This is a genomic window from Lyngbya sp. CCAP 1446/10, from assembly GCF_026130175.1.
Classification (GTDB): domain Bacteria; phylum Cyanobacteriota; class Cyanobacteriia; order Cyanobacteriales; family Microcoleaceae; genus Microcoleus.
On record NZ_JAIGNI010000021.1, the window covers coordinates 19690 to 37895 of the forward strand.

11 protein-coding genes are annotated in these 18206 nt (G+C 46.5%); 6 read left to right on the forward strand and 5 right to left on the reverse strand.

Features of this window, described 5'->3' with window-relative positions:
- Positions 1-123: 123 nt before the first annotated feature.
- Complete coding sequence (locus K4039_RS11315) at positions 124-528, forward strand: SLC13 family permease (RefSeq protein ID WP_265235281.1); 405 nt, start codon at positions 124-126, stop codon at positions 526-528.
- On the opposite strand, the gene K4039_RS11320 is transcribed toward K4039_RS11315, so the two are convergent.
- Complete coding sequence (locus K4039_RS11320) at positions 508-4260, reverse strand: alpha-mannosidase (RefSeq protein ID WP_265235282.1); 3753 nt, start codon at positions 4258-4260, stop codon at positions 508-510. The two genes, K4039_RS11315 and K4039_RS11320, sit on opposite strands and share 21 nt — an antisense overlap.
- A 183-nt stretch (positions 4261-4443) precedes the next feature.
- On the opposite strand from K4039_RS11320, the gene K4039_RS11325 reads away from it, so the two are divergent.
- From K4039_RS11325 to K4039_RS11340, 4 genes are all read left to right on the forward strand, one after another.
- Entirely contained in the window at positions 4444-6411 is a 1968-nt protein-coding gene (locus K4039_RS11325; RefSeq protein ID WP_265235283.1) for a hypothetical protein, read from the forward strand.
- A 75-nt stretch (positions 6412-6486) separates the two neighbouring features.
- Positions 6487-6603, forward strand: a complete 117-nt coding sequence (locus K4039_RS11330; RefSeq protein ID WP_039887172.1) for a photosystem II reaction center protein I — start codon at positions 6487-6489, stop codon at positions 6601-6603.
- A 502-nt stretch (positions 6604-7105) separates the two neighbouring features.
- Positions 7106-9655 (forward strand): DUF3769 domain-containing protein, encoded by a 2550-nt coding sequence (locus K4039_RS11335; RefSeq protein ID WP_265235284.1) that lies wholly within the window; start codon positions 7106-7108, stop codon positions 9653-9655.
- Positions 9656-9920: 265 nt separating this feature from the next.
- The gene (locus K4039_RS11340; protein ID WP_265235285.1) at positions 9921-10592 is read left to right on the forward strand and encodes a hypothetical protein; all 672 of its coding nucleotides are present in this window, start codon (positions 9921-9923) and stop codon (positions 10590-10592) included.
- A gap of 38 nt (positions 10593-10630) precedes the next feature.
- Here K4039_RS11340 and K4039_RS11345 read toward each other — a convergent pair whose 3' ends face one another.
- Entirely contained in the window at positions 10631-11143 is a 513-nt protein-coding gene (locus K4039_RS11345) for a phycobiliprotein lyase (protein ID WP_265235286.1), read from the reverse strand.
- Positions 11144-11850: 707 nt separating this feature from the next.
- Here K4039_RS11345 and K4039_RS11350 point away from each other — a divergent pair.
- Positions 11851-14085 carry a hypothetical protein gene (locus K4039_RS11350; RefSeq protein ID WP_265235288.1) on the forward strand — a complete coding sequence of 745 codons (2235 nt, stop codon included), beginning with the start codon at positions 11851-11853 and terminating at the stop codon, positions 14083-14085.
- Between the two features lie 154 nt (positions 14086-14239).
- Here the strand turns inward: K4039_RS11350 and K4039_RS11355 are convergent, their stop codons facing one another.
- The 3 genes from K4039_RS11355 to K4039_RS11365 all read right to left on the reverse strand — a co-directional run bounded on the left by K4039_RS11355 (position 14240) and on the right by K4039_RS11365 (position 18158).
- Positions 14240-14959: a Uma2 family endonuclease gene (locus tag K4039_RS11355; RefSeq protein ID WP_265235289.1), complete on the reverse strand. Its 720-nt coding sequence runs from the start codon at positions 14957-14959 to the stop codon at positions 14240-14242.
- A gap of 178 nt (positions 14960-15137) precedes the next feature.
- Entirely contained in the window at positions 15138-16547 is a 1410-nt protein-coding gene (locus K4039_RS11360) for a (Fe-S)-binding protein (RefSeq protein ID WP_265235290.1), read from the reverse strand.
- A 291-nt stretch (positions 16548-16838) separates the two neighbouring features.
- On the reverse strand, positions 16839-18158 hold the full coding sequence (locus K4039_RS11365; RefSeq protein WP_265235291.1) for an FAD-binding oxidoreductase: 1320 nt from the start codon (positions 18156-18158) through the stop codon (positions 16839-16841).
- Positions 18159-18206 lie beyond the last annotated feature (48 nt).

The following is an 18206-nucleotide window of genomic DNA, read 5'->3' on the forward strand; positions in this document are numbered from 1 at the left end:
ATTGTCTGTCGGCGATATTTGCGCCTAGTTGTAGTACCAGCAAGTTTAACTGCAATTACCCCCTGTGTAGCTGTAGTATCCTCGACAATGGAAAAAATCGGCAATTAATGGTTTTAAGTATCTATGATAACACTCAAATATCTCGTGTTGGGATTGACTTACTTGGGTTTCGGTTTGGGATATTTGCCCGGACTGCGGATGAACCGGGCAGCGATCGCAATTGTCGGGTCAGCTTTTGCCGTAGCTTTGGGGATACTCGACCTGAAAACTGCTTGGCAGGCGATCGACCCTGGTACGATCGTTTTTTTGCTAGGAATGATGGTCGTCAATTCGGCTTTGGGAGCATCCGGTTCTTTTCAACCAGCTTTAGAGTCTTCAATTCGCTTTACTCATTCTCCTTTGGGCATTTTAGCAGCGGTTACTTTTGGCAAAAAGGCGATCGACATTACCCGATACTTCGAGATAATTCCTTCTTCCCTTCCCCCTCTTCCTTCGCGACAAGAGCGGTTACGCGCGGGCTTCACCTAAAGCGCCTTCGCGGTTGATTAAAACAGCAAAACTCGCTATTTTCCAAGGCTCTATCTTAAAACCTCGCCCTTGAGGCAACTTTTCAGACAAATGTGCAGGTCGTTCTAACAAATCGACTGGCTCTACAATCTCCAACTCCAAATCGCTATCCAATTCTAACACAGCCTGTTTACCCTCGGATTCGCAGCACCGCAAAATCCACAGATTCGCATCATCTTCCGACTGTTTAAACGCCATCAACACTAAATTTTCGGCGGACAAATCCAAAAACTTGCCAACTGTCGGCAGAGTCTTATTTCTGGTTTTCTGTAACTGCGGCAACACCTTTACTAGCAGTGGCAAATTCAACTCGTACCCACGCCGAAATGTGCCTGCATCTTGCCAATTTCCAGCGTGGGGATAGACTGCACAAGTAAATTCTGAAACTCCAACATCTGCTTGTTCATCCGGCCAAGTCGAGCCCCGGAGTAAAGTCAGCCGGATTTGATTTGGTTGAATGTCGCAACCGTATTTACAATCATTGAGCAAACTCACTCCAAAACCATCGTTGCTGATATCTACCCAGCGCAAAATTGGTACTTCCCATTTAGCTTTTTCGGCTGGTGTCTGCGGTTTGGTGGTGCGTGCGATCGCCCCGCCGGGAATTTCGCAAGTTGCAAAATCTGCTTCTACATTTAACCCGAAGGCTGCTTTGACTAAAACGTGAGTTTCTTGCCAATCTACAACTGTCTTAATTTTCAGCAGTGGCGAACCCACTTCTACTATATAATCTTGGCGAAACTCGGATTTGCCAATTTGCATAACTACGCGCAAACTCTGCCGCAATTCTCCGCGTTCTACCCAATAAATCTCTTTGAGTGTCGGCGCGGGTAAAGGATGTTTTTGATAATTCGGATCGATGTTCCAAGCATCCCAATATTGACCGCTATCTTGAAAGGCTTGCAGTTGATTGCCTCCGGCTGCATTCAACACTTCTCTATGATTTATTTTATCCCAAATACTGGATAAATTGCCAGTTTGTTGGTCTATTATTGCCAGAATAAGTTCATTTTCTAAGATGATTTGTGGGGCGGGAAAATGCGTTTCTTGACAAAGTGCGTTTTTTTGTGTTATACCGTATGTAAGTTTTGATAAATCTGTCTTTTTTTCGGTTCCTGGGCTTGTGGACGGATGATTTAGGGTTTGAGAGTCTTGACGGCACAGCCAAAACACGCGGTAGCCGATCGCCGGAACATCCTCTGCACAAAATAACATGGTAAATTGCGGTGGGAGTCGATCGCCCTTAACAATCTGCGAAATCAGCCGTTGTCCCGACAAATCGTAAATTTGCCAAGCTGTATCGGAGGAATCGGGAAGAGTTAAAGCGACAACCTCAGAGCGCGACCAATTGAGAGTATTAAAAATCAGAATCGGTTGAGCGTCCGGCTGCGGCGGAGAAGGCAGAGAAACTTGAGATGCGATCGCATCTAAAGATTGTAACAGGATTTGGCGACAAGTGCGATCGGCCTCGGCAAAGGCTAGATTAGCATCCGTGTAGACTTGGGCGATCGCCGAACCGGGCAAAATATCGTGAAACTGGTTAAACAACACCTGTTTCCAAGCCAATTCTAACTCAGATTTCGGATAAACCGCACCAGTGCAGATTGTTGCGATCGAAGACAACAACTCAGCTTGATAGAGCAAATCTTCACAGCGGCGGTTTTGGCGTTTTTGGTCAGCGCGAGTCGTGTAACAACCCCGGTGAAATTCTAAATAAAGTTCGTCCTTCCAAATCGGGAGAGTGCGGAGATTTTCGAGTTGTGAGATAGAAGGATTTGCATCCGAAATTCTCGACAAATTGGAAAATTCTAGCGCCCGCAAATTCCCGACAGTTTCGCCAACTTGCAAATTCTCCCGATTGTCCGATTCTGAAACATCATTTTCGGGCAAAATTGCCACAACTTCCGGCAAAAACTGACTCTCAATCAAAGCCAAATAATCAACAGCCTTCGCAAACTCCATCCTGGGGAAAAAAGGCGACAATTTCCAGCGTTTCGCCACCTCTAGCATATCACGAGTCGGGCCGCCTCCGTGGTCGCCAACTCCCGGCAACCAAAGAGCATCTGACAAATTAGTTTTAACTTCCCAGTCAAAAGCATAACTTGCCATTTTGACAGATTCTATACTTTCGCCGATCGCACCAGACATCATACTAAATATTTTAGTACCATCCAACCCTTCCCACCAAAACGCACCATAGGGAAATTCCGTCGAATCATTCCAGCGCAACTTCTGAGTCACAAAATAATCAACTCCACCGTCGCGCAAAATCTGAGGTAATTGCCATCCAAAACCAAAAGTATCTGGTAGCCAAGCCACTCGCATCAATTCCCCAAACTTTTCCCTTGCATAACGCTGTCCGTAAACAACTTGTCGCACCATTGATTCAGCAGAAATCAAGTTTAAATCCGGTTCAACCCACATCCCGCCGACAACTTCCCAACGTCCGACAGCAACCTGCTTTTGAATCGCTGCAAACAAGTCCGGGCGGTGTTCTTCCATCCAAGCATAAAGCGCCGGAGTAGAGTGGCAGAAAATCAAATCGGGAAACTCCGATTGTAAATTCAACACCGACTCAAAAGTTCGTTCAGCAGCTTCCCAAGTTTCCGGGACAGGCCACAGCCAAGCTAAGTCTAAATGAGCGTGACCAACCAAATATATTTTACTTTTATATATAGATGTCGCACTGCCATTTTCACCTATATATATAGATGTACTGTTTTGATTATCTCCAACCTCAAAAACTCGATCTATTCTTCCCTCTGTGCTCTCTGCGGCCTCTGCGGTTAAATCATCCAACTCCCCAGAAAAAGATTTAATGTTGAGATTTTCACCTATATATATAGATGTACTGTGATGTTTTTCCACAACCTCAAAAACTCGATCTATTCTTCCCTCTGTGTTCTCTGTGGCCTCTGTGGTTAAATCATCCAACTCCCCAGAAAAAGCTCGGAGATACCCAAGTAAATTGTGCCGCAAAACAGAGAGAGAGCGATCGAACTTAGCGCGATTCGGTAAAGCCGACCAATCAATCAAATTAACCGCCAAATCAATCTCAGATTTTGGCAAATTCCCCTTGACAAACCAGGGATGATTTGCTATATTTTCGGTAGGGAGATATTGGGAATTTTTATTTTCTGAATTACCAGCTAGGGATTTTTGCAAAATCTCTAATTCATCCGCCACAAAACCCGGATCGAAACAAGCAGAATCTGCCGCTTCGTACAAGCAAATCGATCGCACTAAAGCACCATTATCGTGCCCCGGACTTATCAACCGCAACATCACAAAAAATTCATCACCCGGATTGACCGACGCACTCAACAAAACTCGATCGGCACAATCGAATAAATCACCTTGTCCGACTAACTCACCGCCCACAAAAATTTGAGCATCTTCCGCCCACCAAGTCAAGCCCAGCAGCAATCGCAAACCAGCCACAGGATAGCCGTGCAAATTGTCAGGAATGACAAATTTCTGCCCTAAATAAACAACTTGCTTCCCAGAGGGCCAAGCAATATGTCCTTTCCCGTTCAGTTCGGCAACTGGCCCGTTACAAATACCTACCGAACCCGCCACCGCGTCACCATCGCAGTACCTCCAGCCAGACTGAACCTCCAATTGACTGAGGCGGCGCAACTTCTCTACTACTTCAGAAATATTATTGCGATCGGGTGGCACGGAAGTGTTCATTTTTAGCTAAAATAGGAATTGCGTAGGAATCAGGGCTCAGCATCGAACCGCGTTGGCGCAAAGGACGCGAAGAAATAAGGGTTTCAGAGGTTTTGAAACTGCGATTAATATCTCGGTTTGATTTTACAGCAAAGTTTAGCAATTCCGGCGCGAATCTAAAACCTGAATTCAATAATTAAACTTATGTCTAACGGTTACTACGGCCCATACCAAAGCCGAATATTAAATTTTATATCCAAACAGTCCCGCCAAGTCGCCGATAATTGCGATCGCACTTGGCGACAAATTAAACAAACAACGCTCAACGGCACCCAAATTCTACTTTATCCAGCTTACTTGCTGGTGCAAAGTTCCCGAATGTTGACCAGACAGTTGCGGGAATCAAGTCCCAAAGTAGATTTACCCGAATTGCAAAAAGATGTCGGGGACGAAAATCCCGATTTGCTACAAAATTGGGATGAGGGGGAAATGTCGGAAGGTGCGATCGGCAAAATCCTGCACTTAGCCGAAAATCTGCTAAACTCGTCGCAAACTGCCAAAACTTTAGCCAGCGTCCCGCTGTTAATAAATCAGACAAATCCAGCAACGGAGAAACCCGCTAGGGGTTTGCTTCCAGCTATCAATTTTTTCAGTGGAAAAACCACCAAGCATCAAACAACTTCCGCCTTAGAACATCCGCTAACCAAAACTCAATTAGACAGCAAACCACAAGTTAGCGCCATCGCGACTTTCATTCCGGCGCGCACTTTAGTTTTGGTGGGAAGAGAAAATCAGGTATTAGATATTTTGACACCCCAACAGCAGGAATTGTTGGAAAATCGGATAACTTGGGAAGTCGCCAACAACGGGCCGGAACGGCGGGAAGTTGCTCAAAAAGAATTAAAATTTAATCTCGGTTTGGAGTCGGCTGCTAAAAAATCGCAGTTAGCGCCGGTGCGTCGTTTTTGGGAATTGATGGCTTGGCTCCAGTCGAGTCCGGTTGCTGTGAAAAGAAATCAGTTTGGAGAATCAATTTTTGCAGTCAAAAAATCGATCGACCGCAACGCGATCTTACTCCAAAAAGCCGCAGCGCAGATGACTGCTGCGACAACCGCACCGCAGTCGATCGCTCAATCAAATTCCACCGATGACAATATTCCAAAATTAGAAACTCATTTTAACAGCAAGTTCGATCGCACCGGCAATCCGCTCTCCTTTGTCACATTACTTGATCGCGCCGCCGTCAACCTCGAAGAATTTACCGTCCCCCCAGCCGCCAAAACCACCGCCGCCAATCCAGAGGTAAAACTTGATACATCACCCACGCAAACCAATTTAGGTCTTACCGGCCGCGAAATCCTGGAAAAATACGCTCAAAACATCGAAAAAATGATTTGGTCGTCCGTAGACAACCTGCTGGGCAAAGAAACAGCAGCCAGTGATAATACTGAAAAATCAGTAGCAATTCGGTATTATTTGCAACAACAAGGACAACTAGAAAAAACGCAAAATAGCCAGGAGGTCGATCGACCTTGGTTGAATTGGCAAGACTTATTCGGGGAAATGGCGCCGCAGCAGTCCATCGAGGGAAGTTCCGAACCAGACGGCGCAACAGATGAAAGCCCTATATCACAAAATTGCTCAAAAGTCAAGCAAGAAATGGCAGAAGGTCGATCGACCGCCGTCTCAATGTCGCCCTACCCCAAATCAATTCACCGCCTGCTAGCCGGACTCAGGCAGAGCTTGCTCGCACCAGAGTCAAAAAGTCAACCCCAAGAAGCCTCAAATTTAGCAGTCACTCAAAACAATAGCTCTGTACCCGCAACAGCATCAACCCCAGGGGGGACACAGGAAACCCAAGTGCCAAAATACACAAACCCCAACACCGCGCAAAACAGCCAATCCCCAGCAGCAATCACCCAGCAAACCAGCAAATATACCCCAGCAGCGACAGCCGCCCAACCAACAAATCGCAGCGCAACCGTCCCGCCGGCAGACGAATACTTAGAAACAAAATCCGAATCAATGGGTTACATTAAACACCCGCTAGAACAAGTGCTCGAATGGCTCGACATACTCATGGTGCGACTAGAAAACATTTTAGAGCAACTCTGGAACTGGGCAAAAACCAATTGGCCAACAATCCCCCAAACCAAAGATAAAATTGAGTAATCTTTAGCCTATGATAAAAAAAGTTGCACTCGCAGCAATCAGCTCAGTATTAAACCATCTTTGGAGGCTCCCATAGTGCTAACCCTCAAAATCGTAGTTAATGTAGTTGTCCTATTTTTTGTTTCCCTGTTCATATTTGGATTTTTGTCCAATGACCCAGCCCGGAACCCCAACCGCAGAGACATGGAATAAGCCAGTTATCTCCGTCGCTAGTTCGGGGGCCCGACACCGCAGCCCCCGTACCAGGGCACGAAGCCACAAAAGTGACTCAATCAAAACTTGACCTCGCACCACCAGCGAGGTTATGTTGTGGCAAAAGAAACCCGTTTGCTAGGAAATATTCGCTGATTGCCGCGAAACATCTGTTTATTCAGTTGACAGTTGACAGTTGACAGTTGACAGTTGACAGTTGACAGATGAGAGCGACCTCTACAATGTAGAAGGAGGAGGATTGGAGCAATGAATAATCTTCTTTTAATTTCTTCCTACAAGGGTTCCGGCTTTAAACCAATTCTTTCTGGTAAGCAACCAAGTTTCTGAGGATGAGTCGGTTAGCTGCGAGGCATACCTGAAGATTTCCGGTTAACCTGGAAACGCTGCCTGTTAAATGCAAAAATTTTGATGATAAATTGTCCGCTATAAAAAACCCTCTAAAATCTAAAATCTAAAATCGGATGACTCACCTGTTGTAACTATGCCATATCCGGTCCCGCCGCCCGAACCATCTGCCATCATCTACATCGCGAAACCAAAGAAAGCAGCCCTAACTGTCGCAGCCAGTGATGGAGACACCGCCAGCAACTCCGCAGAAACACCGGAACCAAGCCCAGAAATCGTTCAGCCACCCCAGCAACCGGCCCAAGTAGAAGCAGCAGCAGCACTCCTCGATAACGCCCCAGCCACCAACCAACAGCCTCCAGAAATCGCACACCCCGCAGCCACAGTCGAAAGCGACGAAGCAGTAGAAGGATTTCAGCGCCCGGTTGCTGCGGAAAAACCCGAAACTGTAGAAGCCAAGCAAGATTCCTCATTTACTGCTTACCAGTTAGGTTCGGTAGAAAATGCTGTGGCAGCTCGGAATCGCCAAAAAATAGCAGGGGAGCAGAGAAAAGACGACAAGAATGCGCTAAAACCGCAAGAAAGTTGGTATCAGGCCCAAGGCCGACAGTTAGAAGAGAACGCTCCCGTACCAGCAGAGATTCCCGTTCCAGAACCCGCACCAGAACAGCCTCCCACCGAGCAGCAACAGTTCGAGATTCCCACACCAGGAACCGCCCCCACACCAAGAACCGCCCCCGCACCCACAACGCCAAGAGCGCCCAAACCAAAGCCCAAACCTGCCGTGCCCGGAGTCCGCACTGCGCCTTCTCAGCGGACGGTGCCATTTCCGGTGAGTCCGGCTGATACGATCGAAATTAAGGCCGATAGTCAAGAGTTTGACGACAAGCAGCAAATTGTCACGGCGGTTGGTAATGTTGTGGTGCGGTTCCGGCAAACTGTGATAGATGCCGATCGCGCGATCGTCAACCTAGTCACCCGCCAAGTGATAGCATCCGGTAACGTCGCCTATACCCGCGGGCAACAAGTAGTCCGTGGCCGGCAGATGGAATTCAATCTCGGCCTCAACTCCGGCGCAGTCGAACAAGCCAGCGGCGAAATATTCCTCCCCGCAGCAGGTAGCGAATTAACGCCCACACTACCCACAGATATTAGTGCTGGAACCATTCTAGAACAGCCCCTGAGCGATCGAATTACCAGCCAGCAGCCCCTGCGCGGAGTCAAATCCCCCGGCGCGGCCAGCATTACCGTCGGCGGCGGCGGACAGCTAGCAGCCCCCCAAGTTGTCGGCGCAGTCAACCGCATCCGCTTTGAAGCAGAACGCCTCGAACTTCTGCCAAACGGCGCCAGAGTAGCAACCAACATTCGGATTACTAACGACCCATTTTCCCCGCCAGAATTTGAATACAGGGCGCGGAGGGCGACGATTACCAGGATTTCGCCCACGGCTGAAGAATTAGTCACAAATTCGCCCCGCTTAGTATTCGACAACCGTATCAAAATACCCGTGTATCCCCGCAGACAAGTGTTTGACAGCCGACAGCAGAACGGCCCTTGTTTGACCTTTGGCTACGACGCCCGGGACAGGGGCGGTTTGTATGCCGAGTGCGGTTTTCAGGTGTTGCAAAACGGGCCGGTGCGGCTCACCCTGACACCCCAAGTTTACCTTCAGCGGGTCGTGGCAGATCACGGCGGCAATCCGTTTTTTCCCGACAGCTACGGGCTCAAAGCGAAGTTGACCTCTAGGCTCGGCCCCCGTACTAATATCGAAGCCTCGGCGATATTTCTGAGTTTTGAGAATTTCCCGAATTTGCCAGAAGACAGCTTTCGGGCCAATTTGCGCCTGCGGCAGGCGATCGGCACTCACTCTCTAGCGGCAGAATACAGTTATCGCGATCGACTGTTTAACGGCTCTCTGGGCTATCAAACCGTTCAGAGCAGCCTCGGAGCAGTGCTCACTTCCCCTGTCATCCCGCTAGGCAGAACAGGCATCAATCTCAGCTACCAAGCCGGGTATCAATTTATCAATGCTGACACCGATCGAGCAGATTTGCTCGAACCAGTGCGCGAAAACAACCGCATCGATTTAGGCCGCGCCCAAGCCAGCTTCGCCTTGAGCCGCGGCTTCAACCTGTGGGAGGGTAAACCGCTACCCCGCACTCCCACCCAGGGTTTGAAGTACACGCGCAACCCAGTGGTTCCTTTCTTGCAACTAGCCTTGGGAGTCCGGGGAGTTGGCACTTATTACAGCAGCGGCGACACACAAAACTCGATCGCCACCAGCGTCGGCATTCAAGGGCAGTTCGGCCATTTCTCCCGCCCTTTCCTCGACTACACTGGATTTAACGTCACTTACACTCAGGTGGGGCGGGACGGCATATCGCCTTATTTGTTCGATCGGCTAGTAGATTTGAAAGTCCTATCTTTTGGACTTGTCCAGCAAGTTTATGGAGGATTTCGAGTAGGCTTTCAAACAGCTATTAATACAGAGAGCAAGGAAGTAATCAGTACGAACTACACTTTAGAATACAGCCGTCGCAGCTACGCAATTATTTTGCGTTTTAATCCTGAGCGTCAAGTCGGCAGCCTGACTTTTAGAATTAGTGACTTCAACTGGAACGGCACACCCCAACCTTTTTACGGGGACGTGCGAACTGTAGAAGGAGGCGTGCGTTTATCCGATTAATTCAATTGGGGGTAATGGGTAATCAGTAATTGGTAATCGGTAATTGGTAATAACCAAGCAAAAAAAATCACCAATTCCCAATTCTTCAATTCCAAATGCTCCAAATGCTCCAATTCCCAATTTCCAATTCCCAATTTCCAATTCCTAAGGACAACTGACTACTGACTACTGACTACTGACTACTGACTACTGACTACTGACAACTGACTACTGACTACTGACTACTGACTACTGACTACTGACTAATGACTAATTACCAATTCCCATGACAGATGGACGTACAATATCTGCACAAGCAGCAGCTCTGCTGGTTCACTACGGTTTTGATCTAGGTGGCAAAAAAGCAGAGAAATTGGCTGGTGAATGGCTGACCAAGTATCCCGGCTATTGGCTGCGTTTAGCAGTAGTTGAAGCGCTTTATCAAGGGCGCTACAAAGCTATTTCTGTCGGACAGCTATTGAGTATGTGGCACCGGATAGGCCAACCACTTTATCATTTTAATCGCGAGTTTGAACGCTTAGTCTGCAACAACTTTCCTCAAGATTTAACCTTTGAAAGTTATGCTCAACCGCCGCAGGAAGAGATACTTTTATCGAACCCGGAATCGGAAGTCGGTGTCGCAGAATTAGATCCAATTGAGCACTCAGAAGCAGAACTCGATCGCACTCCAGATGCAGAAGTCCCGAATACAGAGGTTCTGGAAGCAGAACAACTGCGCGTCGCGGACGATCGCACAAAAGAAAATACAGAAGTTGTAGTATATGAAGATGTGGATGTTACCGCCCTGGCCGATCGAGCCGAACCAGAGCGCCAATTAATAGACCAAGCTGTAACAAAATCATTCCCAGTTGCCAAACACACTGATTTTCACACCAAACTAAAAGCCGTTGCCCGAGAAGGCCGTAGAAAGAAAGGAGAAAGCATCAACAAGAAATAAGCTGTGAACTTTGGGAATGAGATAGTTGTTTGTCACTATTAACTTTTTGGACTTGCACCCATCCGAATTTCCGAACAAAAAGATGCTTGTTCCGTACCGTTAGCTTGCTTAACAACGCTAGTCCGCAGCCGCAGATTGGGGATGAGATACCACAGCCTTTCTTCAGCATGGACGGTATCTGATTCTGTAATCAATGTCAGCACATCGTCGCCACCCATCACGTAGCGGGTGTTTCCCTTTGCTTGCAAAACTTTGCCTTCGCTGGGATTGTCGGGATTCGGGACGATCGCTAATATTGTAGAACCAACTTGTTTAGCTTGGTTGCGATCGGGAACACCATCCCAAGAAATCCGAACGCCCTTTAGCCCAGTTGAGTCCGGGTTAATCGAGTGCTGTTGGCAAAGTTTGACGACTGCTGCATCGCTAGCTGTCAGCATTTCTATTTTGAGGTCAGATTTACCTGCTTGCAATTCCCCAGAATTGAGATTGTGTACGGTGCGCTGAGAAAACCATTTGCCTGCACTTAACTCAAAAAACTCGATAACATCCATGAAATTTGTCTCTAAACTTAAATACTTCTTTATTTTCGATCGCCACGGGCGTACTATAAACTCAGAAACCCGGTTTTTGCCTGCGTACCTAGCGGTTAAACCAATGATTTTAGCCGATCGACCAGGTTTAAGAGTGCAAGTGCCACTCTATATTTTAAAGGAATAGGGCGCGCCTGCAAAACTTTCCGGGATTTGGGCCAAGCAGATTGCAGGTTTGGTTGAGGTAGGAAACCCCACCGGGCGACAGCAGGCTGATGCAGCCGAGTTGACAGAAAACTAGATTCGGCATCGTATTTCGCTAAAAAAGTCTTGTTCGCACATCAAATAGGATTGCGATAGCTCAAAAAATTGAGCTTTGAGAGTGTTAGCCGATCGACAATCATCGTTCCCCGACCAGCTATATTAAGAAAAACAACGATATATGTCAGGTTTTGTCGATCGGCAGATTTGGGGCTGTTGAGTTGAATTATCTTGGTGACGGTTGATGGTAATCGCAGGCCTTGAAAATTCTCAAACCAGACTCAGACTAAAAAACCAGCGATTCATCGAAGCATCACCAAACCGATGGCAGCAGCCCCGTAGCAAATAGCCTTCAAATATGCCATGCTAAGTAAACGAGCAAAGTAAGCAATAAAACTTTCTCGATCGGGTTTTGGACAAGGTGCAGCTAGCGATCGCATACATTAAAAAAAGACATCCACAAATTTATGAGCGAGTTTACACAAGGGCTAGATAAAATGCAGCCCGCAGAACAGACGCACTGTTTGGGAATCCTACCAAGTCAGCTAGCAGCGACTTCAGACTCAGAGAAATTATACAGCTTACTAACAGATTACAATTTTATTCAAGCCAAGCTGTCAGCATCGGGAGTACAAGCGCTAATAGAAGACTACGATTTAGCAACAAGTCCCGATATTATCACCGACAAAAAAGCCGACAAACTCAAATTAATCCAAGAAGCAATCCGGCTTTCTGCCCACATTTTAGCCAAAGATAAAACCCAACTAGCGACCCAACTAATTGCCCGCTTAATGCGCTTTGAAATTCCCGAAATTCAAGCACTACTAGCCCAAGCAAAACAGCAGAAAAACCCCTGGTTGCGGCCACTAACGCCCAGCTTTACCCCTCCAGGTGGCAGATTGCTACGCACCCTCACCGGACATACAGACTGGGTACAAGCTGTAGCAATCACCCCCGACGGCAAGCAGGCAATTTCTGCATCCTCCGACCACACTCTCAAAGTTTGGCACTTAGAAACAGGAGAAGAACTTTTCACCCTCAAAGGTCATCTTACCTACGTCAATGCTGTAGCTGTCACCCCAGACGGCACTAAAATAATTTCCGGTTCTTGGGACAACACGATTAAAATTTGGAATTTAGCAACTGGAACAGAAATATTAACATTAGCAGGTGATACTTTTGCAGTAGAAGCAGTAGCAGTAACTCCCGACGGCAAGCGAATAATTTCTGGTTCCTGGGACGGCAGCATAAAAGTTTGGGACTTGTCAACAGGGGCTGTGATTTTTAACCTGAAAAGTCACAGCAGTTTTGTGCAGTCCGTAGCAGCAACTCCCGATAGCAAACAGTTAATTTCCGGTTCGGGAGACAACAGCATAAAAGTCTGGAATCTAGAAACAGGACAAGAACTTTTTACCCTCACCGGACATACAGATTGGGTAAAAGTAGTAGCAGTAACTCCCGACGGTAAACAAATAATTTCCGGCAGTTATGACAGCACAATCAAAGTGTGGAGTTTGTCAGAAAAAAAGCAACTTTTTACTTTAGGAGAACATAGCAGTTTTGTCCAAGATATAGCAGTAACTCCAGATGGAAAACAAGTAATTTCAGCAGCCGGCGACAAAACGCTGAAAGTTTGGAATCTAGAAACAAAAGCAGAACTTTTTACTTTTACTAATCACATCGCGCCCGTGAATGCTGTCGCTGTTACCCCCGACGGGAAGCGGATAGTTTCTGGTTCATCTGACAAAACTCTCAAAGTTTGGCGCTTAGAAACAGGCAAAGAAAATTTATCACCTGCCAGTCACGATGACTGGGTAAATGCTGTAGCACTGACGGCGGACGGTACTAAAGCAATTTCCGGTTCAGGAGACAACAGGATTAAAGTCTGGAATCTCAAAAACGGGCAAGAAATTTTTACTATTGGGGGACATCAAGACTGGGTAAAAGCGATCGCAATAACAGCAGATAGCCAGCGAATAATTTCGGGTTCCGGCGACAAAACCGTGAAACTTTGGGATCTAGAAACCGGAACCGAAATCTTGACTTTCACGGGTCATACAGACTGGGTAAATTCTGTAGCTGTTACCCCTGACGGAACGATGGCAATTTCTGGTTCTGGAGACAAAACTATTAAAGTTTGGAGTTTAGAAACAGGAGACGAACTTTTTACATTTTCAGGTCATACTGACGGGATAAAAGCTGTGGCAGTTACTCCAGACGGAAAATGGGTAATTTCGGCGGCCGGCGACAAAACTTTGAAAGTTTGGAGTTTGGGGAAAGAAAAGAATATTTTGAAAAATATGTGGAATTTAGTCGTAAAAAATCAACTTTTTACTCTCAAAGGTCATGAGAGTTTTGTGAATGCTGTGGCAGTTACAACGGATGGCAAATGGGTGATTTCTGGCGGGCGGGAACACGATCTGAAAGTTTGGAATTTGTCAAGTAAAAAAGAAGCTTTTACTTTGGTAGGTCATGCTGATGCAATCACAGCTTTGGCGACTGTGGGAAATAAGGTGATTTCGGTTTCGGATGACAATACTCTGAAAGTTTGGGATTTGTTGAGTCGCAAAGTAGTTGCTAGTTTCAGGGGAGATAGTGCTTTGAAAGCTTGCGCTATTGCACCGGATGGGGTGACAATTGTGGCGGCGGAAGCTTCGGGACAAGTTCATTTTTTGAAGTTGGAATTAGTCAGTCGTCAGTAGTCAGTAGTCAGTCGTCAGTCGTCAGTCGTCAGTCGTTAGTCGTCATTAGTCATTGTGACGATCGCATTTTTGCTAAACTTGAAAAGTGCGATCGACCTTTTCCCCAATCTAGTTTACAATTATTCCGGGTCAATGCCCATCGATCGCAGTCTGTCTAACTTAATTCATCTGGGTTAATTCCCATTTCTCGCAGCCGTTCCGCCAAAAGTTGCGATCGCCGCCGTTCCTCTTCTAAAGCTGTTTCTGCAAGTTCTGCCCGCTGACGTTCTTGTTCTGTCCGCTGTTCGGCTTGTTCTAACAGTTGACAAATCTCAACGTAGGAGAAAAATCTAGTGCCATCAGGTCGATAAATTTGCAATTCATCGCCTGATAAATCGAACCGGATGGCTAACCTTGGACTCGCGTAGTTTTCCATAGATGCGATCGCATCCAAGCCGTCTTCTCCGCGCAACCAACCTCTGAGTTGATTGTTAGTAGGATTGTAAATATAATATTCTTCAACTTGGTGGCGATCGTAAAAAAGTAATTTCGTCTCCATTTCATCCTGGCTATTGCTAGGAGAGAGAATCTCAAACACAACTTGCGGTGCAATTCCTGACTCGTTCCACTGCTGATAAGAACTCCGTCTCCTTTTCGGTGTGCCGAAGACAACCATCACATCCGGGGCATTAACAATATTCGGTCTTCCCTGAACCGGATACCAAAACAAATCGCCCGCTACAAATACATTCTCGTCATTAGCATACATCCATTCTAGATTTTGCTCAATGACTAGAATCCAGCGAAACTGATCGGTATTGTTTGCCATTGGTTTACCGTCGGTGTCGGGGTAGATAATCTGTTGCTGAGTTGGGGATGGGATTTGAGTTACCATAACTGTTGTCCGGGATTAGGGACTATTTGATTTAATTTTAGCTGTTTCGGAAGGGTGAGAAGTGCGACTCACGCGCGGGATAGCTACGCTTCACGACTTTTCAACGAATTTCTGCGGTTCATTAAAAAAAATCTCATTCAGCAGCGAAAATAGGGCAGACACCGCCCGCCCCAGCAAACTACTTCCTCTGCAACCTCACCCCACGTATAGAATAGTCCAAAAGCTCGATCGGGTGCATCAAAGTAACAGATTTCCCTTGCAACTCCAAATGCTTCTTAATTTGCAAAGAACAACCAGGATTAGAAGAAGCAATCAACTCCGCCCCAGTATTCACTAAATTCTCCACCTTCTGCACACCCAACTCATCAGCAATCTCCGGCTGCAACATATTATAAACCCCCGCACTCCCGCAACACAAAGCAGCATCCAAAGGCTCTTTTAACCTCACACCAGGGATTTGTTGCAACAACTTACGCGGCTGCAAACTAATCTTTTGCCCGTGCAACAAATGACAAGCATCCTGATAAACAATAGTCAAATCTCCATCAACCAAAGGATTGAGTTGCGCCGTCATTCCCGCACTTGCCAAAAACTCCTGCACATCCTTCACATTAGCAGCAAACTTTTCAGCTTTCTCCCGATATTCCGGGTCATCAGCTAAAATGTGACCGTATTCTTTCAAAGTATGGCCGCACCCAGCAGCGTTAATAATTACAAAATCAACATTAGTATTTTCAAAGCTGTCAATCATTTGTCGCGCCAAAGATTGCGCCTGTTGGGCTTGCCCTTGATGTTCTGGTAAAGCAGCGCAGCATCCTTGACTTTTGGGAATCACAACCTCGCAGCCGTTAGCCGTTAAAACACGCACCGTAGCCTCATTAACCGGCGAGAATAACAACCTCTGCACGCAACCTAAAATCACGCCGACTCGATAGCGTTTCTCCCCTTCTGCGGGAATAACTTCAGGTAAATTATCCCGAAAAGAATCAACTGTTACCTTCGGCAAAATTGATTCCATCGCCGCCAAACGGGGAAATACTTTTTTCAGCAAACCTGTTTTACGAATGAGTTTTGGCAGTCCTAATTTTTGATAAACAAACAGCGGTACAAGCAAAGGCCGCAATCTGTGAGGATAGGGAAAGAGATTAAAAATCAGAGTACGAATTACATTGTCAGAAAAAGTGCGTTTTTGATTCCTAGTAACTTGGTGGCGAGTTGCAGAAATCAGCTTATCGTATTGAACTCCAGAAGGGCAAGTTGTCACGCAGGCCAAACAGCCCAAACAAGTATCAAAATGCTGCGAAGTTGCTTCATTTAAAGGTGCGTCGCCTTCGTTGATTGCATCCATTAAATAAATGCGGCCTCTGGGCGAATCCATTTCTTTGCCAAGTACCCGATAACTCGGACAAGTTGATAAGCAAAAGCCGCAGTGCACGCAAGTATCAATTAATTTGGGATCAGGCGGGTTGATGGCGTCGAAACCGGGAATTTCGAGGGTTTGCAAGTGAGGATTTTGTGCTAAAAAATTGCTTTCTTTAGCTGGCTTTAAATCTTCGCTGGGAATTTGTGATTTTTCTGATGTTTGCATATATGGCAGTTGACAGTTGACAGTTGACAGTTGACAATTGCTTAGTACGGGAATCAAATCATTTATGCTTGACGGATATCGGATATATTCATGAGGTTATTTATGTTATTTATGTCCGCGCCCGATGTGGCGGTTGCTATATTACTTAATTCTTTTGGTTTGCATTCAGGATTTTAGTTCTTTTCCTGGGATTTAAGAAGGACTGAATTCCTCACTACAAACCTTAAATTCCTGGTTCGTAGTGAGGATTTTAGTCCTCTTCCTGGGATTTAAGAAGGACTGAATTCCTCACTACGAACCTTTCAAGATAAAACGATCGCAATTCAAGATATTTTCCGGGTCAAACTCTTGTTTAATCCGGCGCATTAAATCGATCGCACTTCCAGTATAGCCCCAAACATCTAACCCTTGCTTAATGTCGGTCGGCGCTGCCAAAACAGTCATAAAACCGCCTTTAGCTTCGCACGCCCTGCGTACCTGCAACAGTGTATCCGCAGTCGCAGTCTCAAACCGCAAAACCCCCAAACCGCTGCCCGCGTGAATCAAAGCGTCCTGTACCGGCAATTCGTTAATTGCCGTTACAGCTTCCGAGGGTCTGATTCCTATTTTGCAAATAATTGCTGACTTTGTGCCAGAATTCCACATTGTTTCTGGTAATCTTTGCCATAACTGAAGCTCATCATTCTCCCCGCAGTTAGTGCCTTGCAAACCCAACTTTTCGGCAACTTCCAGCAAGCGGGCTGATTGTTGTTTAACGCTTTCGGCGATACTTTGAAACCTCACTACCAATCCAGAACCTTTACCCAAACTAAGTTTTTCTACTAACTGCGGTGATAGCAAATCAACAGCAGTCGGTGTCAGAGCAGAAGATAATAAAATTTGAGTGGCTTCAGCTAAAGCATTAGTTTCTCCTGTTAGTATGACAGTTCCCGATGATTCCGGCAGCGGATAAACTCGGAAAGTTACTTGAGAAATGATGCCTAATGTGCCGTAAGCACCGGTAAACAGTTTCATCAAGTCGTAACCGGCGACATTTTTAACAACTCGACCTCCGGCTACAGCAATTTTACCGTCCGATCGCACAAACGTAATTCCCAACAACAAATCGCGCACGCCCCGATAGCGATGCCGCAAGGAACCCGTGTCAGCAGTAGCAATAATCCCTCCCAATGTTGCCTGTTGCGGATATGCTGGATCGATCGGCAAAAATTGACCTGCTTTACCTAAAATTTCCTGCAAATCCGCAAACTTCATGCCCGCTTCCGCAGTCACCGTCAAATCGCCCACAGCGTGTTCTACCAGCCTGTTCAGACGCCCCGTACTGACGGCAATTTTGACTCCCTTGACTAAACCGCCCCAATCGAGTTTGCTGCCACTACCACAAGGCAAGACTGCACAGCGATTTGGCTCAGCCCAAGCAATCACCGCCGCGAGTTCTTCCTGAGTATTGGGGTAAACGGTGCAGTCTATTTTCGTGCCCGGCGCAACAGCTTTTTCTACCCGTTCTTGCCAAAATGGCTCTGTATCTTGCCAGCGACAGATGCCAGCAGTCCCGACAATACTTTCTAATTCTTGTGTGCTTACGTAATTTTCGGTAGAAAAAGATTTCATGAAGGTTATCAGACGCCCGGTAAAAAAAATATCAAAACACTGCCTAAA